The sequence below is a fragment of the Virgibacillus salexigens genome, assembly GCF_014905415.1.
In the GTDB taxonomy this organism is placed as follows: domain Bacteria; phylum Bacillota; class Bacilli; order Bacillales; family Amphibacillaceae; genus Virgibacillus; species Virgibacillus salexigens.
The window spans coordinates 674,486-700,726 of the sequence record NZ_BNEO01000002.1; the positions used below are offsets into that span (position 1 = coordinate 674,486).

28 protein-coding genes are annotated in these 26,241 nt (G+C 35.5%); 1 reads left to right on the forward strand and 27 read right to left on the reverse strand.

Annotated features, from left to right (window positions below; translation table 11 throughout):
• Positions 1-5: 5 nt before the first annotated feature.
• The 14 genes from cmk to JKP73_RS11160 form a co-directional block, all read right to left on the reverse strand.
• Positions 6-698 carry a (d)CMP kinase gene (gene cmk / locus JKP73_RS11095; RefSeq protein WP_038243907.1) on the reverse strand — a complete coding sequence of 231 codons (693 nt, stop codon included), beginning with the start codon at positions 696-698 and terminating at the stop codon, positions 6-8.
• Between the two features lie 150 nt (positions 699-848).
• Entirely contained in the window at positions 849-1,499 is a 651-nt protein-coding gene (locus JKP73_RS11100) for a flagellar brake protein (RefSeq protein WP_200411226.1), read from the reverse strand.
• A gap of 212 nt (positions 1,500-1,711) precedes the next feature.
• Entirely contained in the window at positions 1,712-3,055 is a 1,344-nt protein-coding gene (gene ypeB / locus JKP73_RS11105) for a germination protein YpeB (protein WP_021291244.1), read from the reverse strand.
• Positions 3,056-3,070: 15 nt separating this feature from the next.
• Positions 3,071-3,886 (reverse strand): spore cortex-lytic enzyme, encoded by an 816-nt coding sequence (gene sleB / locus JKP73_RS11110; protein ID WP_021291243.1) that lies wholly within the window; start codon positions 3,884-3,886, stop codon positions 3,071-3,073.
• A 163-nt stretch (positions 3,887-4,049) separates the two neighbouring features.
• Positions 4,050-4,727: a glutamic-type intramembrane protease PrsW gene (gene prsW / locus JKP73_RS11115; protein WP_021291242.1), complete on the reverse strand. Its 678-nt coding sequence runs from the start codon at positions 4,725-4,727 to the stop codon at positions 4,050-4,052.
• Positions 4,728-4,826: 99 nt separating this feature from the next.
• Positions 4,827-5,813, reverse strand: a complete 987-nt coding sequence (locus JKP73_RS11120; protein WP_021291241.1) for an asparaginase — start codon at positions 5,811-5,813, stop codon at positions 4,827-4,829.
• A 151-nt stretch (positions 5,814-5,964) separates the two neighbouring features.
• Positions 5,965-6,930, reverse strand: a complete 966-nt coding sequence (locus tag JKP73_RS11125; RefSeq protein WP_200411227.1) for a YpdA family putative bacillithiol disulfide reductase — start codon at positions 6,928-6,930, stop codon at positions 5,965-5,967.
• A 123-nt stretch (positions 6,931-7,053) separates the two neighbouring features.
• A complete protein-coding gene (locus JKP73_RS11130; RefSeq protein WP_369759893.1) occupies positions 7,054-8,286 on the reverse strand; it encodes a Glu/Leu/Phe/Val family dehydrogenase in 1,233 nt (410 codons plus the stop codon).
• 297 nt (positions 8,287-8,583) lie between these two features.
• On the reverse strand, positions 8,584-9,162 hold the full coding sequence (locus JKP73_RS11135; RefSeq protein ID WP_021291238.1) for a genetic competence negative regulator: 579 nt from the start codon (positions 9,160-9,162) through the stop codon (positions 8,584-8,586).
• A gap of 141 nt (positions 9,163-9,303) precedes the next feature.
• Complete coding sequence (locus JKP73_RS11140; RefSeq protein ID WP_021291237.1) at positions 9,304-10,071, reverse strand: metallophosphoesterase; 768 nt, start codon at positions 10,069-10,071, stop codon at positions 9,304-9,306.
• Between the two features lie 32 nt (positions 10,072-10,103).
• Positions 10,104-10,442 carry a hypothetical protein gene (locus JKP73_RS11145; RefSeq protein WP_021291236.1) on the reverse strand — a complete coding sequence of 113 codons (339 nt, stop codon included), beginning with the start codon at positions 10,440-10,442 and terminating at the stop codon, positions 10,104-10,106.
• Complete coding sequence (locus JKP73_RS11150; protein ID WP_200411228.1) at positions 10,426-11,022, reverse strand: CPBP family intramembrane glutamic endopeptidase; 597 nt, start codon at positions 11,020-11,022, stop codon at positions 10,426-10,428. Before JKP73_RS11150 ends, JKP73_RS11145 begins: the two co-directional genes overlap by 17 nt.
• Positions 11,009-12,565: a RecQ family ATP-dependent DNA helicase gene (locus JKP73_RS11155; RefSeq protein ID WP_200411229.1), complete on the reverse strand. Its 1,557-nt coding sequence runs from the start codon at positions 12,563-12,565 to the stop codon at positions 11,009-11,011. Before JKP73_RS11155 ends, JKP73_RS11150 begins: the two co-directional genes overlap by 14 nt.
• Entirely contained in the window at positions 12,549-13,622 is a 1,074-nt protein-coding gene (locus tag JKP73_RS11160; protein WP_200411230.1) for a YpbB family protein, read from the reverse strand. The genes JKP73_RS11155 and JKP73_RS11160 overlap by 17 nt, the downstream gene beginning before the upstream one ends.
• Before the next feature lie 127 nt (positions 13,623-13,749).
• On the opposite strand from JKP73_RS11160, the gene JKP73_RS11165 reads away from it, so the two are divergent.
• Positions 13,750-14,001, forward strand: coding sequence for a ferredoxin (locus JKP73_RS11165; RefSeq protein WP_021291232.1), 252 nt, complete (start codon positions 13,750-13,752; stop codon positions 13,999-14,001).
• Positions 14,002-14,085: 84 nt separating this feature from the next.
• Here the strand turns inward: JKP73_RS11165 and JKP73_RS11170 are convergent, their stop codons facing one another.
• From JKP73_RS11170 to JKP73_RS11230, 13 genes are all read right to left on the reverse strand, one after another.
• Positions 14,086-15,243 carry an RsiX family anti-sigma factor gene (locus JKP73_RS11170; RefSeq protein WP_200411231.1) on the reverse strand — a complete coding sequence of 386 codons (1,158 nt, stop codon included), beginning with the start codon at positions 15,241-15,243 and terminating at the stop codon, positions 14,086-14,088.
• The gene (gene sigX, locus JKP73_RS11175) at positions 15,236-15,772 is read right to left on the reverse strand and encodes an RNA polymerase sigma factor SigX (RefSeq protein ID WP_021291230.1); all 537 of its coding nucleotides are present in this window, start codon (positions 15,770-15,772) and stop codon (positions 15,236-15,238) included. The genes JKP73_RS11170 and sigX overlap by 8 nt, the downstream gene beginning before the upstream one ends.
• Positions 15,773-15,963: 191 nt before the next feature.
• Positions 15,964-16,470 carry an ECF transporter S component gene (locus JKP73_RS11180; RefSeq protein ID WP_021291229.1) on the reverse strand — a complete coding sequence of 169 codons (507 nt, stop codon included), beginning with the start codon at positions 16,468-16,470 and terminating at the stop codon, positions 15,964-15,966.
• Positions 16,471-16,475: 5 nt separating this feature from the next.
• Positions 16,476-16,907: a DUF4430 domain-containing protein gene (locus JKP73_RS11185; protein WP_021291228.1), complete on the reverse strand. Its 432-nt coding sequence runs from the start codon at positions 16,905-16,907 to the stop codon at positions 16,476-16,478.
• Positions 16,908-16,957: 50 nt separating this feature from the next.
• The gene (locus JKP73_RS11190) at positions 16,958-18,730 is read right to left on the reverse strand and encodes an ATP-binding protein (protein WP_200411232.1); all 1,773 of its coding nucleotides are present in this window, start codon (positions 18,728-18,730) and stop codon (positions 16,958-16,960) included.
• Positions 18,730-19,446, reverse strand: a complete 717-nt coding sequence (locus JKP73_RS11195) for a response regulator transcription factor (RefSeq protein WP_021291226.1) — start codon at positions 19,444-19,446, stop codon at positions 18,730-18,732. Before JKP73_RS11195 ends, JKP73_RS11190 begins: the two co-directional genes overlap by 1 nt.
• A 114-nt stretch (positions 19,447-19,560) precedes the next feature.
• Positions 19,561-20,754: a c-type cytochrome biogenesis protein CcsB gene (ccsB, locus tag JKP73_RS11200; protein ID WP_021291225.1), complete on the reverse strand. Its 1,194-nt coding sequence runs from the start codon at positions 20,752-20,754 to the stop codon at positions 19,561-19,563.
• A gap of 31 nt (positions 20,755-20,785) precedes the next feature.
• Entirely contained in the window at positions 20,786-22,429 is a 1,644-nt protein-coding gene (gene resB / locus JKP73_RS11205; RefSeq protein WP_200411233.1) for a cytochrome c biogenesis protein ResB, read from the reverse strand.
• A 28-nt stretch (positions 22,430-22,457) separates the two neighbouring features.
• A complete protein-coding gene (gene resA / locus JKP73_RS11210) occupies positions 22,458-23,015 on the reverse strand; it encodes a thiol-disulfide oxidoreductase ResA (protein ID WP_038245145.1) in 558 nt (185 codons plus the stop codon).
• A gap of 67 nt (positions 23,016-23,082) precedes the next feature.
• Positions 23,083-23,823: a pseudouridine synthase gene (locus JKP73_RS11215; RefSeq protein WP_232620888.1), complete on the reverse strand. Its 741-nt coding sequence runs from the start codon at positions 23,821-23,823 to the stop codon at positions 23,083-23,085.
• Positions 23,824-23,896: 73 nt separating this feature from the next.
• The gene (locus tag JKP73_RS11220; RefSeq protein ID WP_021291221.1) at positions 23,897-24,427 is read right to left on the reverse strand and encodes a spore maturation protein; all 531 of its coding nucleotides are present in this window, start codon (positions 24,425-24,427) and stop codon (positions 23,897-23,899) included.
• A gap of 3 nt (positions 24,428-24,430) precedes the next feature.
• A complete protein-coding gene (locus JKP73_RS11225; RefSeq protein WP_021291220.1) occupies positions 24,431-25,015 on the reverse strand; it encodes a nucleoside recognition domain-containing protein in 585 nt (194 codons plus the stop codon).
• On the reverse strand, positions 25,009-26,124 hold the full coding sequence (locus JKP73_RS11230; protein ID WP_021291219.1) for a D-alanyl-D-alanine carboxypeptidase family protein: 1,116 nt from the start codon (positions 26,122-26,124) through the stop codon (positions 25,009-25,011). The genes JKP73_RS11225 and JKP73_RS11230 overlap by 7 nt, the downstream gene beginning before the upstream one ends.
• Positions 26,125-26,241 lie beyond the last annotated feature (117 nt).

Genomic DNA, 26,241 nt, shown 5'->3' on the forward strand with positions numbered 1-26,241 from the left:
CCCCTTTAGCGTTCCGTTTTATTCTTTTTGATTTTTGCTGCTTCATTAAATATTCGTTGAGCTACTTCCTGAATCGATAACGAAGTTGTATCAATTTCTATCGCATCACTCGCTTTTACTAGAGGGGATGCTTCTCGCTTAGAATCAATTTTATCTCTTTGTTCTATTTCCCGTTTTAATTCATTTAAATCAGATGAAATACCATTATTTATGTTTTCCTCATACCTTCGTTTCGCTCTTTCATCGACCGAAGCAATTAAAAATATCTTTACTTCTGCATTTGGTAATACATGGGTACCAATGTCTCTACCATCCATCACTACATCTCGTTTGTTTGCCAAGTTCTGTTGGCGTTTTACCATCTCTTTTCGGATAGCTGGATGTTGGGCAACAAAAGAAACATTGTTGGTAACTTCGATGGAACGAATAGCAGCCGTTACATCTTGATTATCCAATAAAACAAGCTGCCCTTTATCGCTTTGTTGTAACTCGATTATCGTATTAGATAATAACTCTACTAACGCATTTTCATCATTTACATTAATGGAATTATTGATTGCTTTTAATGTTAGGGCACGATACATGGCTCCAGTATCTATATAAACACACGAGAGTTTCTCTGCTACTATCTTGGCAACAGTACTTTTCCCTGCAGCCGCTGGCCCATCAATTGCAATTGTTACAGTATAGTTTTTCATGAATAATTTCCATTCCTCTCAATACGTAAAGTTCAGTTTGGCCATTGAAAAAACTTGGCATAGCCAAGTTTTGATAAAATAAACCTATAATAAATATAACATATTCTATAAAAAATGGTCTATTCCAACAAAACGCCCGTTGACTTTATTTTATGATAATTCCTTTTTACGTGCTTCCCTCTGCTTTTCAAAGCAATAACGAATAATCATTTGCTGATCTTGCTTAGCAATGTTTAGAAATTTCATAGCAGCAGTAGGGTTTTTATGTTTCTTTTCTTCAAGAATAACAACCTCAGCAATTGCTTTCAGATAGGCAAACCCATGATTCTTTAAAGGTAATGATAAAAAGATTTCTACGTTATTCTCTTTTAAATCCACGTCTTTCGGAATAATCACAGAGATACCGCCTCCACTTATATTCCGTGTAACCGTAGTAAAGGGCTGAAGACGATCATCCAGAGGATGAACAGCCACGTCAATAGCAGTATCCACTCGAACAAATTCCCTGCGCTGTATACGCTGTAAATCAGATGGGAATTCAATTGCTAGTGCAGGAACATTTAATTTCACTTTCGCAACCAGTTTTGAAAGAAAGCTATATATGTTTTCGTTCTCATCTACGTAGGTTATTAAAAACGATGTCCCTTTAGGGAAGAAAGAAGTTTTATGTGTCTTTATATCTATGGGATAATCGATAAATAAAAATGTTTCATTTTGTTCGATAACTCTACTGCGGAACTTTTCTGTATAAAATTCACCGGATTTCCGAAGCTCTATATTAAGTAATGTCCCTATTTTCATCTATTTGTCTCCCCCTATATGGTTTTTAATATCAACTAAAAGTAATTCAATATACCTATTATTACAGAAAAATTCGAAAAAAGGAAGACAGATGTATGTCTTCCTTTTTCAGCATTAAATTATTATCGTTATTATCCACTTAAAGCACTTGTCTCGATAAAGCCACACATGGGTGACTTTATCGAGCAATATAAAGAAGTGACTCTCTCCTGTTATGTTGCACTTGCATAATTAATTTCCGAACCGCTTAATTTTTCAACACGTTCTTCTCTACCATCTTTTGCATTTATAAATATGCGATATGTTTCATTCCCCAATGTTCCAAGGAACTCATAGGTAAGGACTTCTTCACCTAAGTCATTGTCAATAACAGCAAGAAACTGTTCTTGAATCTCAACATTAGGATTCACCATTTTTTTTGCCTCTTCTTCACTTATTTCTGGCTCTGGTGCCTCTCTTTCGCTATGGTTCATAAAGTAATCATTTGCCGTTAACCCTAATACGTCGCCATTATCTAATGCAACTTTTACTTCCATTGCATCTGAGTAGTATCGTACCCCATCTTTCGAATACAAGAACGAATATGCGCCAATATTATCAAACTGATTACTTTGAAATACCGTCATATTTTCAAAATTGAATTGCTCCAAATATTTTTTTGCTTTTTCCATACCAGCATTTAAACTAATTTGTTTCTTTCCCACCGGACGGTCTACCAATAACGTAATTGGGTGCCCTCCTTTTTGTGAAAGATCCATATAGGCACTTTTCTTATCGTTACGGTAAGAAATACTATATAAAGGTACGTCTGCACCTTTACCACTTGTGCTAATATTCAGCTTGTCTCTATTCTTGACATTGAATAACTTCTGCGCTTTTGCCAGGGCTTCATCTTCACTAATTTTTTCCCCATTTAGGTACTTATACTCATGCTCTTTTACTGTTGTATTCGATATAGAAGAATCGCCATTCCCTTCAGAGAAACCTTCTACCGTTTTTTCGATCGTTTTTAATCCATCAATGATTGTATTATCTAATTGTTCATCTTCATTTGCCATTGCTAGTTGTACATCCATCCAACGTAGATTATTATCTAGCGCAACATGCTGAACTTGTCTTAATTCGTCTTTGATATCACCGGATTGTTTGTACAAATTCTCTAACGATTTGGTTTCTTCATCAGATAACGGCTCAGATTCTAAATTTCTCACCGCAGTTCGATAGGTGAAATCACCAATTTCAGAAAGAAATTCCTCGGTTTTATTAAATGGTAATAGACCTAAGGGTAATTGACTTACATCTGATAACGCTTCTGAAGTAATACGCCAAATCTCAACCAATTGTGGAGATAAGCGTTGTTCCGAATTCATAGCTAAAGCAGACCCAATTTTGTCATTTAATAAATCAACATGATACGTAAGCTCATGGAAAGCACGTTGATACGTATTTTCCGCTTGGATTAGTACTGCGTTTTTTTCTTGATGTTCCTGATAACCCCAAAATGCTGTACCTGCAATTCCAATAGATAAAACAGCTATAAGTATCCAGCGAATCATTATTTTCACACCTTTCTATTTACAAAATATGTGTTTCCCAATCTTTTTAATTTGCGGTCTAGACCAAATCCAAGCAGAAGTTGCAGTATCGGGGTTGAAATAATACTGTGCATTTCCCGAAGGATCCCAACCATTTATCGCATCTAATACTGCTTCTTTTGCAGTTTCATTTGGTGTTAACCAGATTTGCCCATCGGCAACAGCTGTAAATGCACGAGGCTCAAAGATAACTCCGGATACCGTATTTGGAAATGTTGAACTTTCTACACGATTAAGAATAACTGCAGCTACTGCTACTTGCCCTACATACGGTTCCCCACGAGCTTCACCGTAAACAGCATTTGCCATTAATTGGATATCATTTTGTGAGTAACCTTGAGGGACATTAACTGCGGTATTGCTCTCCGTATTTCCAGTATTATTACCACCAGATTGGTTCGTACCACCTGTACCCTCTGTACCACCATAATGAGTAAAATCTTTGCCTTGATTAATTTGATTTTTAACATATTGTTCGTTATATTCAGTGGCTTGTGTTAACTTTTGCTTTGTAGTTGCACCAGCTAGACCATCGATTTCCAAACCAAATTCATATTGAAAATTACGTAAAGCCCAATAGGTGCCCCATCCAAATACACCATCTATTTTCCCATTATAAAATCCTATATATTGGAGTCTCGCTTGAAGCTCAATTACATCATCACCGACAGCACCTTGTTGTATTACTTGGGAACTAAATGCATGAACCGTTTTTGGTGGTTGAGCAATATGAAACCCAATAAATAAAAAACTCATAATTAAAAGTGAAACCGGTAGTTTTTTATTGGTCATACGTTTTCCTCCTGCCATACATGTATTATGATACCTATTTTTTGATTAAATCTTGTTTTTATTCATAAATAGATATAGAAGGATTTAGCTATAATTGGAAAATCATATTATCTTAAAAGCTTTTACGTAATAAAAAACCCCTGTACAACAGTACAAGGGTTTTTTATCCTTCTTTTTTTGTCTTAGCCATAATCAAATGGTACGTTGATTCATTGGCTATTTTAACTCTACGCAGCCCGATAATCCATAACCCAATCATAAACGGTATGAGTATAATAGCCCAATAACTTGATACCTGTATGAGTATATAATTATAGATTCCGTGTAAAACATAAGGGAAGAAAAACGCATAACAAACATTCTTTCTCCGGTTATCAGGGTTCATTTTTGCTTTACCAAAATAATAGCCCATTATTACTCCGAATAGAGCATGAGAAGATACTGGAAATAAAGCTCGCGTGAATGCATAACTAATTCCATTTGTAAATAGATACAATATATTTTCAAGTGTAGCAAATCCTAAGCTAATTGCTACCGCGTAAACAATTCCATCGTAATGAGCATCAAATTCTGAATGATGATATATGGTATACATGAAAATAAACCACTTAAAGAACTCTTCTAAGAAACCTACAATTAAAAAAGATTCCAAGAAATTATTCGTAATGATTTCTTCAGACTGTATCACATATTGGATAAACATAATAGGAAAAACAAGCAACATTCCAAGAACGAATGTCCTAATTATTAATGGTAATGGCTCTGAAAAGCGATCCTTTAAATAGAAAAATGACATTAAAGCTAAAGCTGGTGCTATACCAGCAGAGAAAATAGCAAACATGGCCTTTAACCTCTTTCACATCCAATACCATTATCGTACCATTAAGTACTACCTTCTGAAAATAGCAAATCAAGCAGATTTTAATTAACTTACGTGCTATTATCTGTCTGGATTAAACAGACGCTCCATATTCATGTGCTTACTGGCTATTCCAACCATTAGTCTAATTCTTGCTTTTTTACTGTCATAATCTCTACCTAAAATAACCCCAGCTTTTTTTAAGTCAAATGTACTGCCTTCATAATCATAGGTTGTATATACTTCACCTTCAACAGCAGAGGTTGTAATCACAACGTATATTCCTTTTTGAATGCAATGCGCTATTTCGGCCATCATATTCGGTGTAACCTGACCTCTTCCTACTCCCTCTAAAATAATTCCATCAACACCGGCTTCCCTCGATGCTTTAAGAAATCTATCGTTTGCTCCCATATAACATTTAATGATATCGATCGTAGGCAATGCAGTTGAAATAGATATAGGATAGAATTCATTCTCTAAAGGTTTTTGAAACATATGTACGGTTTCATTGTCAATAATACCTAGATATCCAAAGCCAAACGAATTAAATCCTTGAATATTTGAGGCATGTTCTTTCTTTACATATCTTGAATGAAAGATTCGCTCATTAAATACTACCACTACTCCAACATCATTCAAGTCTTCACTACAAGAAGTTAAAATAGCATGCTTTATATTAATAAAAGCATCTGTGCCAACTTCACCAGGTGAGCGTTGTGATCCAGTAAATACAATTGGTTTTTTATGATTTGTAATCAAATTAATGAAATATGAAGATTCTTCCAATGTATCTGTTCCCTGAGTGACCACTACTCCTGATACATCATCTTTAGCTAATTGATAATCAATTCGATTCTTTAACTCCAATAGATCTTCAAAGAGAATATGCATACTAGCCTTTTGGAATAATGATTCCACTTCAACATCAATGTAACCTGGTATGTCACATAATTCCACAATTTCTTCTCCACTGATGACACCTGATTCTAAAAGGCCACTGTCAGCTCTTTTTCTACTTGCGATGGTGCCTCCAGTAGCAATCAAAACGACTTTTTTTTTCTCCATTAGAAATACCTACTTTTTAACTAAAATTTTTTGTTCCATTCTATGCAGAAACATATACAACAATAGCATATTTGTTTTGACAGAATTCGTCAATGTGATAGAGAAAGTCTAGAAGAAACAGGACGATAAAAAAAAAGGATGATAGCAAACACTACCATCCTTTTTTTCTTATCGAATTCGCAATGGCTTCCCCATGAAACCTTCCATTTTCAATAAATATTTTATTATTATTGTATCCTGCAGCTACAACGCCCGCAATATATATACCAGGAACATTTGTTTCATAAGTTACCTCATTAAAATATGGCTGGCCTGATGCTTCATCAATTTTAACGCCCATAAAAGATAGTAAGGATAAGTCAGGGTGATATCCTGTCATGGCAAACACATAGTCGTTATGAAGTGATTGTTTCTGATTGTTTTGCTGATAAATTACCTTACTATCTGTTATTTCGCAAACGGTCGCATCAAACAGCATTTTAATCTTTTCTTTACGAACAAGAGAATCAAATTCAGGAAGAATCCACGGTTTGATGCTTTTCGAATATTCACTCCCACGATAAATTACTGTAACGTTTGCTCCTGCTTTGTGAAGCTCAAGTGCAGCATCTACCGCTGAATTCTTGCCGCCAATAACGACAACATCTTTTCGGAAATAAGGATGCCCTTCTTTAAAATAATGCATCACTTTTTCCAATGTTTCGCCGGGGATATTCATCATATTAGGTTGACCATAATATCCTGTAGCAATAATCACCTGTGCAGCCGTATAGGTTTGTTTATTTGTAGTAACATAAAATTGTTTTTCATCTTTCTGAACACCTGTGACTTCTTCAAAAGTATGAATACGTAACTGTTTTCGTTCTGCCACCGAACGATAGTAAGCAAGTGCCTGATTACGAACTGGTTTATGTTTTTCCGTAATAAATGCTACATCCCCAATCTCCAATTTTTCGCTAGAGCTAAAAAATGTTTGGTGTGTTGGAAAATTATAAATGGCATTAACAATATTTTCTTTTTCAATAAGCAAAGGGTTATATCCATTTTTTTGAAGTTCGATTGCGCAAGACATTCCACAAGGTCCTGCACCAACCACGATTATTTTTTCTGCTTGCATGCTTCATCACACTTCCTTATCTAAAAACTCGCTGCTTTTTAGTCGCCATAACCAAAAAAACTCTTATCTTACTACACAGGATAAGAGTTTTTTCGTCATAATTCGCGCTTCGTACATTTCTAATTATACCCAACCACGGAATCTCGAAGCTTCAGCCATCTTTCTAACTCCAATCATATAAGCAGCTAATCGCATATCTACCCGTCTGTTCTCAGCGGTGTTGTAAATGGAATTAAACGATTTTATCATAATTTCATGAAGCTTTGTATCAATTTCTTCTTCCGTCCAGTAGTAGCCTTGATTATTTTGTACCCATTCAAAGTAGGAAACGGTTACTCCACCAGCAGAAGCTAGAACATCGGGTACTAATAAAACTCCTCGCTCGCTCAGAATTCGAGTAGCTTCCATTGTTGTTGGACCATTAGCCGCTTCTACAACGATGCTTGCTTTTATCTTATCAGCATTTTTCTCCGTGATCTGATTTTCAACTGCTGCCGGCACTAATATATCACAATCTAACTCTAATAGTTCTTGATTGGAAAGAGTGTTGTTAAATAGCTTTGTAACGGTACCAAAGCTATCTCGTCGATCTAATAAGTAGTCGATATCAAGGCCTTCTGGATCATGGAGAGCACCATACGCATCAGAAATACCTACAACTTTTGCACCAGCGTCATGCAAAAATTTAGCCAAGAAACTACCAGCATTACCAAAGCCTTGAACAACGATTCTTGCCCCTTTTACATCAATACCTTTTTTCTTGGCAGCTTCGTTTATACAAATTGTAACCCCTTTTGCAGTTGCAGATTCCCTACCATGTGAACCCCCAAGCACAATTGGTTTACCTGTAATAAATCCTGGATTATTAAATTCATCAATACGACTGTACTCATCCATCATCCATGCCATAATTTGTGAGTTAGTGAATACATCTGGTGCAGGAATATCTTTGGTTGGACCTACAATTTGACTAATTGCTCGTACATATCCTCTACTCAATCCTTCTAACTCGCGAAATGACATTTCTCTAGGATCACAAATGATTCCACCTTTTCCACCACCATAAGGTAAATCAACAATACCAGCTTTTAAGCTCATCCATATAGAGAGTGCTTTTACTTCCGTTTCCGTAACATCCGGATGAAACCTTACGCCACCCTTTGTAGGTCCTACAGCATCATTATGCTGCGCACGATATCCAGTAAAAACCTTTATAGAACCATCATCCATTCGAACTGGGATCCTTACTGTCATCATTCTTATCGGGTCTTTTAATAATTCAAAAACTTCATCAGGGTAACCCAATTTCTCCAATGCAGTTTTTACAACAGTTCGTGTTGAGCTCAATACATCCATTTTTTTGTTCGTTTCTTTGGTAGAGTCTGCTGCGTTATCGGCTACCATGAATTTACCTCCTAGAATATCTCTAAAATATTTATTAATAGCTTTACTCAGAGATTAGTATACACCTTCACTGTAAATATGCAATAAAATAACTACATTTTTTATAACTTCATGAGACAAAAATGTATATTTACTATGCTGAAGAAAATCACCTCATGTAATCGGTGTCTTCAGTTTAAAAAAACTTTATTTTAACACCAGACCTATCGTAACATTTTCCTTAAAAACCATCTAGACTTACACTATAATTTAATGGAACATGTGATGAATCTGCTCCACTGCTTGATTAGCATAGATCACTTTACCGTATTCCTTTAAACGATAAGAAGTGATTATACTTGGATATGCATATTCAGACATTACTGCGATAATATCCTCTCTGCTTTGTCCTTTTAAATCATCATCATTTAGTAACATATAATAGGTATCATCCATATGGTATACTTCACCACCATCTATTGATAGTGCTGTTAGGTAAGAGGCAACTTGAATAATATTCTCAAAATCTGTAAATGAAAACAACAATTCTTTACTTTCATCAAGCGTGACTTTCATTTCAATAAAATCATCTTCTGGGTCAAATTCTTCTATTTTTTGTGTAACAACAACGTGCATTCCTTGTGCTTGCATTAGATGAACTTGTACGAGTAATGCTCCTTCAAGTTCAAATCCCAATTCTGTACTCGCTTCATACATCATATCACTAAACAGGCTGCGGACACTTGACGCATCATACCATAAATCATCTTTATTAAACCCTCGTTCCATTAAGTCGTCAAAGGTTAAAAATATCGTAAATTGATTATTAGACACTCTTTCAATACGCATATAGTATCCTCCTTTTGAGTCGCATTAGAATATACAACTGAAGCAAAGCATCATTTTTGCAGTAATATTACACTTCATATTAAACATCACTTACTACACTATATGCTCAGGATGTTATTCTTGAACTTGGCAACCTTACTTTTATGTCTTTTTCTCTAAAGTAATGACATGACACTGAGATCTGGTACCTAAACGAAAAGGCAAAGTTGTAAAACCATACCCTTCACTTACTAATATAGATGTATTTTGCACATTTTTAAAGCTTCCTGACTCGTATGGCCCGAATCCAAGGAATCGAATTTGCCCCCCATGTGTGTGGCCTGATAATACAAGCTGAATGGCTGCTTTTTGTGTATCACATAATGTATAAAAACCCATTGGATCATGTGTCAGTAATATTCTAAAATCCCCAGTAATACCTTTGTTTGCCATCTCGAAATTAGGTTCTCCGTATTTCATACAATCTAGTGCAAGTAAAGTGATTTTTTTTTGATGGTTCATTAATTCTTCATTTGTATTTTTTAGTATCGTAATGTTCTCAGCCAACAGCAATTCGATTAAATCATTCGTATTTACTTCATAATCATTATTACCCCAGATAAAATAAATCGTAGGACATAGTTGTTTAAGTAAATGCAAATTCTTTCTTGTTCTGCTTAGTGGAACATATTTTTCTGTTAAATCTCCACCAATCACTATAATATCCACATGCTTCTTTATTTTATCAATCGTCTTCTTATTTATTCTACGTCGATGAATATCTGAGATGAAAAAGATGCGAAACATATGAAATTCTTCTGGTAAACAATTATGCTGTATGGAATGATAATGCGTAGTATCCAAATATGCTAAATAAATCATGGAACCTATTATAATCAGAATCAACAATGCGCTGCATAAAATTATCAACCTACACTTACCCCTTTATCTACTTTACCTTTTTATATAAGTTCCTCTAATGGTAGAGCATTATTAATCATTTGTATTAAATCTTCACCAAACCAAAGATATGCACCTAACATAAGAATTAACAAAACTGTAAGAATCAAAAGGAATCGTTTAAATGGCACACTTATTTTAATATGTGTGGGTGCTTTTTTATTACTATGAATTTCCTTACGTGGGGGTAAATTAAGGATATCTACCTCTCGCGACCGATGTCCTTCGTTTGCTTTTTTTTCATCGGAGGCATTTTCTTTATCTGTATTCTTTTCAACTTCATTTAATAAACTTCTGAGTTCTTCTGCTTGATCTTCTAATTTTTTAGCCTGTTGACTCATTTTTACCAACCTCGCTTTTCAGACGAATAACTAATCCAAGTAAACAATCTACAATAAAGTGAGCGACAATCGTTACAACTAAATTTTCCGTTAAGTGAAATAAATATCCAATATAAAAACTTATTAACAATACTCCAATGAGCAATACGGGTTTTCTCAGGTATCTTAAATGAACAAGCGCAAAAATAAAACTAGCTATGAGATACCCGAATGACGTCTGAAGTACACCACGAAATAAAATCTCCTCTGCAAAAGCTACCATTAAGGATATAAGAATAATGAACGTAACTGACTGATTACGAAAAAGTCGATCATTAATTCCACCATCATCATAGTAGGAAGGCGGTAAAAACCGAATCAGTAATAGATCAACACCAACTATGATAAGACCTGGTAAGACACCATAATAAAGGATATCTTGATTATCCCACGCAAATAATCGCAGCCAATCACGAAAGAAAGAATCAAATAAAATAAAGCTGCCTGCCAGACTAATAAAAATTAACACGAATTGCGAAATAATGAGTTGTGTTCTTATTTCATGATCTTCCATATGTTTTATTTGTTCACTCTGTTTCATCTTTAACTCCAACTAGTAGTTTTCCTTTTAACTTGTCTTGCCATGTTTCTGTCATTTCTTCCATTGGAACTATTTGTACTGGACTCCAATGATCCCAACTGAAACCACAATTAGTACAGCATTGATATTTAGGCGTTTTATAACCTGATTGAAATTCATGATAAAGATACTTTCTAAGACAATCTTTCTGATGTACCCAAGTTAAAAATTTATTTAGTTTTGCTTGTTTCATGGTAATTCTATGTTGACAATATTCATTAATTTGTTGCCTGGCACGAAGCCAAACATTATTTTTGAAAAAAATCGTGTTATCTTTTATTATCCCGTGGTGTTCAAGTTGATAACAAATAAAACGCCACTGTACTTCATTTATATGAAATCGATTCATCGCTTCTCCCTTGACTGGCAACGGCTGATCTGCCATGTACAGATTATATAAATGTTCAAATATAACCATTACATCATGTTTAGTTGGCAGATCCTTCTTAATAATATTCTTCGGTAAATGGATATCTTTTTTGGAATATAGTAAAAAACTAACACTTGCCTCACCGTCTCTGCCGGCTCTTCCAATTTCTTGAATATAGGATTCGACCTGAGTAGTTAAGTGATAATGAATGATGAGACGTATATTTTGCTTATTAATCCCCATACCGAAGGCGCTGGTACAACAAACAATATCCAATTGATTATTCATAAACTGTTGCTGAATAGTTATTCGATCATGTTGGTCCATGCCACCATGATAAACAGCAATGCGATAACCTAAATTTTGAATTAAGATCTGCGATACTTTTTCAGCAGCCTGTCTACTTGAAAAATAAATTAAACTTGGGACGCGGTATTTTTTACACAAAGCGATGATTTTCGCATTCTTTTCCTGATCATCGTTCACTTCCTTAATACAAAACGCAATATTATCCCGATCCATGTCATATACATGCTTTACCATTTTTTGATTACCTAAAGCTTGAATAATATCTTCTTGAACTTTTGGAGTAGCTGTAGCACTTAATGCTAATACAGCTGGATAATTACACACATGAATAATTTCGTGTAACTTTAAATAATCTGGTCTGAATTCATGGCCCCATTGTGATATACAATGGGCCTCATCAATCACAAACAAGCTAACTTTTACCTCACCGAGCTTTTGTTGTATCTGATCATGCTGTAATAATTCTGGAGAAACATAGACCAGCTTATAATGACTTAGGTTACGGAGCACATCGTTACGCTCCCTATAGTCCATAAAACTATTGATCGCTACCGCTTGCTTAAAATTCATCGCTTTTAATTGTTTAACCTGGTCAATCATTAGCGAAATAAGCGGTGAAACTACAATAGTTAAACCTTCTAATAATCGAGCTGGCAATTGATAACAGATCGACTTCCCTGATCCAGTTGGCAAGATTCCTAAAACATTCTTCCCTTCCATTATGTCTTGAATAATTTCTTTCTGACCTAATCGAAAAGAAGGATAGCCGAAAAACTTATCTAATTGGTTTTGTAATAAAGTATATTGTTCAGCTAATTGATCCATTGGATTCTACCTCATTTTGTAAGACTGCCAATACTAAGCGAATTTGAAAATACGATATACGGTTATCAACGAAGTCTTTAATCGTTTTTAGCCTATATGAGTTTGTCTGATAGAAAGCTTCGATAATTTCTTGTTGATCAGCTTTAGAGACATAGTTTTCTATGGAAAAGTCTGAATCGTAAAGTGCTATTTCAACAATATGGTCATAGATTGTATTGACTTTTAAATTTCTTTCATTCGCTATTTCCTGTATTGTATTGCCATTATGTAAGAATTGATGTGTTATTTGAGCCGTATTGGTTAAATAAACGGAAGAAGTTAAATCTTTTGCAATAAACCTTAATATCGGAAAAGGCTCTTCTTTCATAACTATATCTATAAGAAAGTGTAGAAAACCAGTGATGATTAAATGAACCGTTTTGGTAGATCGGTTATGTTGTTTAGCTAATTGATTTATACTTTTTCCATAAGATTTATATCCCGTCAAGCGATCCACAAACATTTCTGCTACTTCTACTGGAAATCGATGTAATACCTGAAGTAATTCTTCATAAAGCTTAGATAAGAATTGATTGGTAACTGGCTTTATTGCACTGTAATTGCGTTTTACCCAATTCTCAACATCTTTATTTTCAATTACTGGAATAAATTGAAAGTAGCCCATTTTACTATTTGTAAGTGTTTGTATTAACAATCGTAATCGATCAAAATAAGTATGGGAATTAGCTCCATATTGCGCCCCTTTAAATAGGTTTAAATAGAGTTGATCATTTTCTTTAACTAACCAGCGTTCTCCTTGCCTCGATATTCGATACAGTTGCTTTTCATCATCTACCTTTATAAGTAATTGCTCCGCTTCACATGCTTGAATAAGTTGATCATAATCAGACTTATCTATATTAGTATCAATTCCAAAAAAATTCTTTAATTGATAAATGTGCATATCCTGTACCGTTTGAATCGATCGTTTCCCTGTTATAATATAATAAACAGCCGAAACGGATCGTTCCGTTTCAATTTGCGAAACACAATATAAAATGATTCCTTTTAGTATCATAAAATCGACTCTCCTTGATATTCATGACCATCTTCTTCGTATCGGGCTGTTTTTATTGAAAGAATTCCATTTCAGCTTTACACTAAAAGAAGATATAAAGACTTTACCGATAAGGAGAAATAGGAATATGGCGTATTATACAAGAATAGACAAAGAAACATGTATTGCTTGTGGTGCGTGCGGAACTGCAGCTCCTGATATATACGATTATGACGATGAGTGTATCGCATTCGTAAAAACCGATAATAATCAAGGAATTACGGCAGTTAAAAACGAATATATAGACGATATGATAGAAGCCTACCAAGGATGTCCTACAGATTCAGTAAAAATTTCGGAGCATCCGTTTAAGGCTGCCTCTTGTAATAATCAAGCGTGATATATATATTTATATTCTACAATATCCATATCCATAGAAAAAGTGTTTTAGCAGAATCAAGTCTAAAACACTTTTTTATTCGCATTAGTTAACTTCTACCGGGTTCACGGCTTTAGGAACAGGGACAGGCTTGGTTAAGTCATATTCTCCTATCTGTTCGCTGGAAAAGTTGTTAAACTTTACTCTGTTGTATTCATAACTTTTGGCAGTCATTAATATAGATTCAATCAGTAATATCCCGTTCCTATTGGTAAGCTCTACATTATTTGTAAGTGTAAATTGCAGTAGGTCATTAGCAGTTGACACTTGATATTGAAGTTCTTTTGGTATCGTTTGTTTAATATACTTATTTTTACCCCTCGTTTGCAACTTTTGAATGGCAGCATCTATCGATTCAGATTCATTGTTCGATATTTCAATTAAATGACGTTGGTTGTTTCTCTCATATAACTTATAACTATACTTCACTGTATCCTCTATCGAAAGTGAGTTCACGTTCCCTAAAGCTCCTAGGTCCACTTGATCCTTATTTCCTTTACTGAAATAAGCCATATCGATGCCATAAGGTCGAAACATGTTGCCGACCATTCGTTCAAACATCCTTGGCACCGCAGACCCTTCCCCTAAAGCAAAATGATCAGGTAATTGCAAAGTGACACGCTTTGCATCTTCATCTATTTGATAAGTAATGCCATGAAACAAATATTGGTTTTGATTTATCTTAAGTCTATCTATATATTGATCCAAATGATTGTAAGCAGTCTCCAGTTCCCTGTTTGTTGAAACAACAAAAGCAAAGGGAATCGTATGTTGTATTTGTTCATCTGCGATGGAAGCATAAAGAACACGATGATTAGATGGTAGTTCATGGAGAACATATGAATCATTTTCTTTTGCAGGATCAACTGCCATATGTTCCTCTTTCGTTTCTATGCGGTTAACATCTCTGGAAGCATCAGTCTCAACACTTGATCTGTCTTCTTGATTGGCGGTCCATTCACTTGTATTATCTTCACTCGTTTGAAAAGAATTAAACAAATCAGGAACAATAAGAATTAAAATAATAGCAGCTGTTATAAGAGCTGTCACCGGTAATAATCGTTTATTACGTTTGTTTTTCTCATTCTTTTCCATTTGTAATAAGAATTTTTGATAAACCTCTTTTTTTGATCGATGATCCGTAACTTCAGGAAGGTGCTTAAGCCTATTTTTCAAGTTTTGCTTCTTTTCGTCTTTATTCATCCACGATCCCTCCCTTGCTACGAAATTCTAATTGTTTCCTTAACTCTTTTAACCCTCTATGTTGTGTGGTTTTCACTTTACTCTCGGTAAAATTTAATATTTCTGCCGTTTCTTTAATGGAAAATGATTGTATGTATCGCAATATAATGACGCTTTTTTGGTCGAACGTGCAATGATCAAGACACTGGTAAATAGCTTGTATTTCTTCATTCTGAATAGCTAATTCTTCTGGTAAAAAAGCATGATCTTCCACAAGCTCTTCTTTCACTGACCAGTCAAAGAAGGATAAGATTCGTTTTTTTCGTCTGGTTTGTTTTCGAAAATAATCGATCGTTACATGACGAGCAATGGAAAACAGCCAGGTTTTAATACTGCTTTCTCCCTTAAAGCTTTTATGTGATTTTAAAACTTTAATGTAAACTTCTTGAACCAAATCCTCCGTTGTAGATTTATCCTTCACCATATAAAATATGAATTGATAAAGATCATGATGGTAGTTATCATATAACTGATCAAAAACGATCTTCATAAAGGTCCTCCGTTCACCTAAATAGTCGATGATTCCATAAAAAAGTTACATAGTGAATTATACTTCATACTATAAATTGACTAAATCAGTAGTGCAATACTTATTCAAATAGTGACCTGTAGTAATTTTAATTCTCTATTCAAATAAAATCAGCTTGTGAAACAAGGTAGTCTCACAAGCTGTCCATCATCTTATTTTACATCAATCCACGTCATCCTATATTTTTTAATTAAATAGTTTATGATTGGAAAAAAGAAACTCATAAATAAAACATTGCCGATTGCATGATTAGTATCAAAAGGGATTCCAGCAATATAATACGGCCAAAATGCACCACTGATTTGATAGGTAGTTAAAGAAATAATAAATCCATAAAAATAACCACTCAAGAATGATAATAACAGGATATAAAGAAATGGCAGCCGGGGAAAAAATTTACCGATCCATCCACTTATTATTCCAATGATTCCCCAAGATACAGTTTGCCATATTGTCCATATTCCCATGCCTAAAAGTATATTCGAGACAAAGGATATAATTAAAGCTAATAATACACCTGCTATTGGCCCTAGTGTCAAACCAGATATAATGATAATTGAAGTCACTGGCTGTACATTCGGTATAAAGACAAAGAAGTACCGACCAACAATTGCCAAAGCTGCTAACACTGCTAATAACGTTATTTTATATGTGTTCACTCAAATTATTCCCAAGCCTGGAAATCAAATACAACCTTATCATCTGGTTTTAATTTATATTCTGCAGCTCCAACGGTAGGCATGTCCCCATTTACAGTATAAACCCACCCTTTTTGTTCGCCTTCTTTCGCTGATAAACGTTCAATTGAGGTTATAAATGTACCATCTTGTTCTGTTTCAATATAGAAATTCTCTTCCATTACATCCATGAGAATGGCGCCCTCTTCAATAGGGATTTCTTTTTCATGTAAGTATTCCTCACCATTATCTTTTGAGATTGTTATCAAGACTTTTTCTTCATTTTGCTCGGTTTGGGTTTGCTGGTTCTCCGACGTTTGATTCGGTTCTGCAGGAGCACCTTGTTCCTCTGTTCCACAACCTGTTATGAAGACTAGAATAACCAGTATAGGAACAAACCGTTTTAGCCATGTTTTCATCCGGATCATCCTTTCTATTCCTAATCATCGTAACCATACCATAACCTGGATCAGGATTCCATATTTTTCGGAATACGGAAAGTAAAAGCAGTTCCCTTGTTTACTTTACTATTCACATTAATTGAACCATGATGGGAATCAACAATATTTTTGGCAATCGCTAACCCTAACCCAGTACCTTTTTTCTTCTTATCCTTTACCCTTGACTTATCTGCTTTGTAAAAACGTTCAAATACAAATGGAAGATCCTCTTCTGGAATTCCACTACCACTATCTTCAATCTCAACCTGAAATGCACGTTGATCATTTATTACTTTTACCCGGACAAACCCATGTTTACTTGTATGACGAATGGCATTATCAATAAGGTTTGTAAATACTTGTTCGATTCGGTCTGGGTCAAAAATTGCATAGGATTGGATAATTTGTTTGTCTAAGGAAAGAGAAATTTGGTTATCGTATGCTAAACCATTGAATTTCTTCATAATTCTTTCTACATATTTTTCTACATCTACCGATTCCATACTTAAATGGATGTGACCTGCTTCCATTCGAGCAAGGTCTAATAACTCATTGACAAGCCTTCCCATCCGTAATGATTCATCATGAATGATTTGTGCTAATTCATTTTTATCTTCTTTTGACTCTGCAATATCATCAACAATGGCTTCGCTATAGCCTTGTAGCATTGAAATCGGTGTACGTAATTCATGAGAAACATTTGCAATAAAGTCCTCTCGTAATTTGTCCATTCGCCTTTCTTCTGTCATATCGCGAATAACTGCTACCGCACCACGCACATAATTTTGATCATATAATGGGGTCATCAGCATGACCCAATTTCTACCTTGCAAGCTGATTTCATGAATGGCTTCCTTTTCTCCATTAATCACTACTTGCAATACTTCTAGTAATTCTGACGGAAGTGTCCTTTCTTCGGTATCATTTTGTAAATTATTCTCATAATACCAGTCTTCGATAAATCGATCTGCTGGACTATTGGTAACAATCATGTCTCCCCTTCGATTTAACGTAATTACTCCATCAGCCATCGAGCTTACAATACTTGATAATTGCTCTTTTTCTTGTCGTAACGCATTTAAATGAAACTTAAGCTGCCTACCCATTCGGTTAAACGCTAAAGCTAATTCTCCAATTTCGTCATGCGTTAATATTGGGACTTTTGTATTGAATTCTCCCTTTGCAAGATCAAATGCAGCTTCTCGCATCTTTATAAGGGGAGAAGTAATTCGTGTCGATAAGAAAAATGCAAATATAGTTGTTAAAACAATCGCAATTCCTGCTGCTAAAAAGATAATTTTCGTTGTTTCTGCTTTTGTTTGATCAATAACGTCTAATGATTGATAAACATAGATAGCTCCATCCTCATTTTCAATTGGAATACCAACAATCATTGCTTCCATCTGATTTCTAGGGAGAAGCATCTGTTTCCGTATTTCTTGGTTATTTGTTAATACATCGGATAATCCCGCCTCATTCTCAATCCAACTAGATTTTAATTCGGGTAAACGATTATCCTTTCCATCGTCAGATACCCATAGATCGCCATCATTAAATACTACGGCAACCCTACTTGCTGGATCTTTAACTCGTTCCGTCATTTCTTTTACAATTTGCCGATCATCATGCGTATTAACAAGTAAAGAAACCTTGGTCGCAGTTTGCAACATATCTTCTTCTGCTTCTTGTATATGAAAATCTTCAAAAAACTGCAGCAATAATATTGTTAAAATAAATAATACAAAAGAAACTAGCAATAAGATGGTTATTGCTAGTTTCCCCACCACACTTCTCCAAAACATTATTGATCATCCACCTCGAATTTATAACCGACTCCCCATACGGTTACAATCATCTTGGCAGCTTCTTGGGAAACTTGATTTAATTTCTCGCGAAGACGCTTTACATGTGTATCAACTGTTCGCAAGTCCCCAAAAAATTCATATTGCCATACTTCTTTTAATAAGAGCTCTCGGTTAAATACTTTATCCGGCGATTTGGCAAGAAAACATAACAATTCATATTCTTTTGGGGTTAAACTTACCTCTTCGCCATCCGCTGTTACTCGATGTGCATCATTATCAATTGTTATATGTGGGAAAACCATAATATTTTTGGTTGTTGTGTCAGTTTCGTTAAATGTTGAGCTTGTCACTCTGCGTAGAAGGGCTTTCACCCGTAAAACAACTTCTCTTGGACTAAAGGGCTTCACAATATAATCATCTGCTCCGATCTCAAACCCTTGTACGCGGTTTGCTTCCTCTCCTTTAGCAGTTAACATAATAACAGGTGTATCTTTTTGTTTCCTTAGCTCCTGGCATACTTCAACCCCATCCATTCCCGGCATCATGATGTCTAACAAGATCACATCATAGTCATTATTTAACGCTAAATCCAGTGCAGCTGTACCGTTTTCTGCTTCTTCAACAATAAAATTATCCCGTTCCATATACATTCGAATTAATCTTCGTATTCTATCTTCATCATCTACTACTAATACTTTTGCTTCTGTTTCCATGTTTGAACCCCCAATCATACCTATTCACTTATGAGTATAAACTATCCGGTGTTAAAAGTATAAGAAAAAACAAGGCATCACTTTCGAACAATGATGCCTTGCCTTCAATATAGGTTAAGCATACGAGTGTAAACCTGCTAGCACAAGGTTGACAACAATTAAATTAAACATGATAATGGCGAAACCAACAACTGCCAGCCAAGCTGACTTTTCACCATGCCATCCTCTTGATAATCTTAAATGTAAGTACGCTGCATAGAAGAACCAAGTAATGAGAGCCCATACTTCTTTTGGATCCCATCCCCAAAATCTCCCCCATGCTTCCTCAGCCCAGATCGCAGCAAAGATAAGTCCACCTAACGTAAATACCGGAAACCCGATAGCTACTGCTCTATACCCTATCTCATCTAAAAGATCAGGCTTGGCATTTTTCACAAGCGGTTGAATTGCCGCACCAATCCGTTTTCTAAAGACAAGCCTTAATAATAGATAAAGACCTGTACCAAAAATAAATGACCAGATTAATGTGTTAAACTTCCTTCCTGCATCTGCACCATGCATCCAACCAGGTGTTTCAAACCAAGGCTCCATCACCCCATCTGTAAGTAACGTACCATCCGTTGGCCCAGCAATAGCAGGCATATGATATTCCGTTTCGACGGTAGTATTACCAGTAGTTGGGTATTCGAACGTTGCGTTATAATTCATCACATTAAATAGTGTTGAAGCTAGAATAAAACCGACGAACAGGATTAACGAATAAATCGTTATTTCCAGCCAAGTCGTTTGTTTTGTAGTTTTGGTTTGATCGACTTGTCTAATTAAATAAATTAAACCCGCCACAAAACTAATGGTTAAAATACCTTGTGCTAACGACACTGTAGTTACGTGAATATATAACCAATGACTTTGTAATGACGGTATGAGGGGTGATACCTCGGTAGGAAACATACTTGCATAGGCAATAATGATTAATGCCACAGGCAGCGCAAATAAACCTAGAACTGATAATTTGTAAATAAAGTAAATAATAATAAATCCTAGGACAATTGCCATACCGAAGAAGGTCATAAACTCAAACAAATTACTAACTGGAGCATGACCACTCCCCATCCACCTCGTTATAAAATAAGCGAATTGAGAGAGGAAACCGATAATCGTTAAAGTTATCCCAATCTTTCCTGCTTTTCCATCCGACTTACGTTTGTTGCCAATTGTAAAAGAAAAAAATACTGTCGCAATTAAATAGAGAAAGAAAGCGGTATAAAGTAATGTACCGCTTAATTCAATTAAGTTATTACTACTCATGAAACCCCTCCTAATTAGCTAACATGTGAAGCTATTCATCCAATTCCTGCTGGTCTTTTACCATATTTACATTTGTGCCGGAGATTGATTTTTCAATATCCTTTGTTACGCCATGCCAATTCTTATTAGTATGGGCAGCAAGTAAAATCCCGTTATCTTTCGGACGAATCCACACCCTGCGATGCTGCCAGTACATTCCTTGAATTACCCCAATCATAAAGATGATTGCACCTACTAGGAAGTATGGTAATGAATAGTCCTTTCTTATACTTAAACCACTCACGTCATGTGTTTCAAAATTTGTTATGCCCACTTTATAGTCATTTTCACCTGTTGCATCTATATTTTTACCAATACCTAGAAAGCTGATCTCAGGTTCACTACCATCAGGTGGATGTACCATCATAACAAATGCTGGGTTTCGCGGATAGTTAGTTTCTGATGCAGGTTCCCCATTATCATCTAAATAATAATCTGGATAATAATTCGTTACTTCTACTCGAAAGCCATTCTCCAATTCATATTCTGATTCTGGGGAAGTTAAATCTACCGTAAATGAACCCAATGCATCCTCATCAGGGTCATCGGTTTCATGGATTTTAAATGACATACTGGAGAATTCATTTAATTGATATCCAGATTGATAAACCGCATAACCATCAAATTTCGCAGGTTGATTCATTCGAATATTGGAATCAATAATCTTTTGTAATTCTGGCTCTGCTCCTGTTACTTCTGGTTCTTGAGCTTGGTAGATAGCAACATTAGTCTGGTAATTACTAGGAACTTCGCCACCCTCTTCGGCGATTGCTTCTTCAAACCGCTCATCGTTTGGATTATGGTTTTCTATAATAAAATCTTTATTTTCGATATAATACGCTTGGTCTGTTCCTGGTAAAACCACCTGTTCACCTTCACGAACCCAAACATACTCATCCATATAAAAAAGCGGAGTTGTTCGCAATAAAGCCGCTAATAAAATAATAATTAAACCAATGTGGTTAACATATGGTCCCCACCTGGAGAATCTACCTTTTTCAGCAAGAATATGGCCATCTTCTTCCGTCAACTTATATCGTTGATTCTTCAGACCTTGTTTAACACTTTCTAGATCTTCATTAGTAACCTCGTCTGTCTCACTAAACAATCGTTGCCTATTTAAAAATGTCTCATGCCTTTTGGCTTTTTGATTGCGTAGCGCCTTGAATAATGGTACAAATCGATCTAAACTACAGATCACTAATGATACACCTATCAGTGCGATTAAAATCATATACCACCAAGAACTATATAGATTATGAAAACCTAATTGATAAAAGATTAAGCCAAATATTCCATATCTTTCCTCATAGAAGATAGCTGGATCGCGAGAAGCCGCATCTGCTGGTATGTATTGTTCTTGCGGAAATATGGAGCCTATTGCAGAAGCGATTAATGCAAGAACGATTAACCATACTCCCACTTTTACGGAGGAGAAAAAACTCCAGATCTTGTCCACTATGGACTTATTATAAGTCTGAGATCGACGTGCTGTTCCATCGTAACGCATATTAAGTAATTTTTTCTTATCATTGCCATCGATATGTTGATTTTCTTCAATCGGTTTTCCGCATGCTTCACAAAGTACTGTACCCTCTGGGTTAACATGACCACATTCACATTTAATTCTTTTCATATAAATCCCTCTCCATAACCATTGTCCATTACTTTGGCTGTATTTCCTGAAGATATCCTTCTAACCGCTCCAAGGTTAAGGCACCATTGATTACTTCGACAATTTCACCTTCAGGATTTATAAATATTGTGCTAGGGATGGGGCCAACTTTATACAAGTCTTGCACTTGGCTATCCTTATCATGAGGTATTGGAAAAGTAAGATCATATTTTTCTATAAAACGGTTTACCACTAATTCTGTAGAATCCAAGCTAACTGCTACAATCTCTACTCCTTTCTCCTTGTATTCTGGATAAAGTTTCTGCATATATGGCATTTCCGACTCACACGGCTTACACCACGTCCCCCAAAAATTCAACATAACTCCTTTACCTTCTAACTCACTTAAGCGAATGGTCTCCGCTTCATTATTACTATTAATTTGTTTTAATTGAAAATCTGGTGCTTCGTCCCCTTCTTTATAGACAATTTTATCCTCCTTCAAATTAGAAACAACAGCAAAAACTACTGCCCCTACTAAAACGACAAGAATGATTGACCTGAAAATTAAGCGGTTTCGCTTTTTCGTTTTCTTTTTTTGCTTCATTTCTTCTAGACCCAAATGAATCAACTCCCAGAGTCATTATACCATTAAGATTTTCATGTAATTTTGACTATTCTTCAACAATTTTAGTTGCCATATTTCGCATCTGTTTCACTTCTTTTGGTGTTAATGGTCGATACTCCCCTGAATTCAACCCATCCAATGTTAGCATACCGTATTTTTCTCTTTTTAATTTCATGACTGGATACCCTAATCCATCCATCATTCTTCTTACATGACGGTTTTTTCCTTCTCGTAATGTCAGCTGCAAAATCGTATGATTCTTTTTCTTATCCGTAGACAATATACGGTAATTAACTGCCTTTAATAGGTCATTATCGGATCGAACCCCTTTTCTTAGTTGATTCAATTCACTCTTTTCCGGGGTACCTTTAATCTTTGCAACATATACTTTATCTACTTGATATCGTGGATGCATTAAAAGGTTTGCAAATTCACCATCATTCGTTAGTATCAGTATGCCAGATGTATCATAATCTAATCTTCCGATAGGAAAAACACGTTCCTCGATCTCACCGAGTAAATCAGTTACAACTTTTCTGCCTTTATCATCAGATAAACTGGAAATAACTCCTCTTGGTTTATAAAGCATAAAATAAACAGGGGTTTCTTTTTCTAAAGGAACACCGTCTACCTCAATTTGATCATCCGGGTTAACCTTCGTTCCCAATGTAGTGATTACCTTCTGATTAACTTTTACTTTTCCATCTTGAATTAGTTTTTCTGCTTTCCGTCGTGAAGTTATTCCACTTTGTGCTATTACTTTTTGTAAACGTTCTTGTGTGTTCATTATTATCACCATTACCTTTATATTTTCAACCATAATAATAGCGTTAACTCTCTGTTAACGCTAGTTTAAAGTCTTATCCAAATAATATGGATACAATTACGATTGAAGCTATTATACCAACTAAATCAGCTAATAGTCCAACTTTCAATGCATATCCCATTTTTCTAATTCCAATTGCTCCAAAATAAACCGTTAATATATACAGAGTGGTATCCGTACTCCCTTGCATTACAGAAGCTAATCTTCCAATAAATGAGTCAGGGCCATATGCATCAATTAGCTCCGTTGTCATCCCTAAAGCTGCTGTACCGGATATTGGTCGTACAATAGCCAGCGGAATAATATCAGGCGGTATTCCTATAAACGATAAAAATGGTGAAATAAGATTTATAAACGCATCTAATGCTCCAGAACTTCGTAAAATCGATATAGATACAATCATACCTACTAAAAAGGGAAGTAAAGAAAAGGCCATTTTGACTCCTTCCTTCCCCCCTTCAACAAACAATTCATAGGATGGTACTCGTTTAACGGTTGCAGTAATTAACACAACTAAAATGAAACAAGGTATTAACCAAATACTCATTGAAGTTATAAATCCCATAAGTTAAATCCTCCGCCTGCTATGATAATAGAAAAATCGATCAATTAGAATTGCACTAATGGAGGAAATGAGCGTCGCTAGTATCGTTGCACCGACAATTTCAGTAGGTGAGGCAGAATCATACTGCATCCGAATTGCAATAACCGTTGTGGGGATTAACGTTAGACTAGAAGTATTCAAAGCTAAAAATGTAATCATTGATCGTGATGCAGTATCTCCTCCACTTATTTGTTTCATTTGCTCCATCGCTTTAATCCCCATCGGTGTAGCAGCATTACCTAAGCCAAATATATTTGCAGTAATATTAGATAATATATATCCTATTGCTGGGTGGTCTTTTGGAATATCGGGAAAGAGACGGACTACAACGGGACGAAATAATTTCGCTAATAATTCTAAGATACCTGCCTTTTCAGCAATCTTCATGATTCCTAGCCAGAATACCAGTACACTAATTAATCCTATTGTCAGTGTTACCGCTTCATTTGCACTCTCGAATATAGCTTCGTTGACCTTGTCCATTGTTCCATTAATCATGGCATATATAATTCCAATAGCGGCCATTCCTGCCCAAATAATATTTACCATGTTGCACTCACGCCAGTAACTTCTTGTAATGCAGATAGGAACGATTCAATAATCGATTGATGATTTATATCCTGCCCATGATCTTCCTGCAAGATGTTTGTTTCAGCAATTTGCTTTCCATTTAAATAAAAAACGTTTTTTCCAATTATTTGCTCTTCCCTTTGCTTGGCATTTTCTAAAATATAGAGTTGGTTCGTAACTTGGGAGACTTCTTCATCACGTAATGGGTATGTTATCTCATGTTGTATATATCCAGATTTTGCTTCTGTGTCTTGCGAAAATCGATAGGAAATCGGTTCTTCCTCAGCAATTGTTTCCATATTATAATTGTCAAATCCCCACTCAAACATGGAAATATGATCTCTCCAATCGTCCGGAGCGTCTAATGTTACAGCGATTAGATTCATCCCGTCCTTCTGCGCAGAAGAAACCAACGTTCTTCCAGTTTTCTTCGTGTAACCTGTTTTACCACCTGTGCAATATTCATAAAATTGTGTAAGGAGTTTGTTTTTGTTTTTCCAACTATATGTTCTATTTTCAGATAAATAGGTTTGCGAACCGGTTATATCTTGAAATGTTTCGTTTTTCATGGCATAACTCATTAATATTGCCATATCATACGCTGTCGAGTAATGATTCTCTGAATCTAGTCCATGTGGATTATCAAAGTGTGTATTATCCATTCCAAGCCATTTTGCTTTTTGATTCATTAAATAAACGAACCCTTCTTCACTTCCACCAATATGTTCACTTATAGCAACTGCCGCATCATTTCCAGAGCGTAGCATCAATCCATAAACAAGATCTTTAATAGTCATTTTCTCACCCTGCTCTAGATAAATAGAAGAACCTTCCGTATAGATTGCTTTTCGACTAGCCTTCGCTTTTTCTTGCATTTTACCAGACTCTATCGCAATTATTGCCGTCATAATCTTTGTAATACTGGCAATCGATTCTTTATCATGAGCTTGTTTTTCAAATAATACTCGACCAGTTGATTGTTCTATCAAAACTGCATTACGCCCCGAAACCTGGGGATCAGCTTGTCCTATGGAAGGGAAAATCAATGAAAATATAAAAATAGCGATACAGACAATTGCAATACGCATGAGCAGGTTCCTCCTACATTGGTGTTGTCTGTATAGTTTATGCATGTACAAACAAGATATGAACAAAAAGTACGCTATCAATAGAGATAGATCGCAGACAAATTAATAAGACAGGCA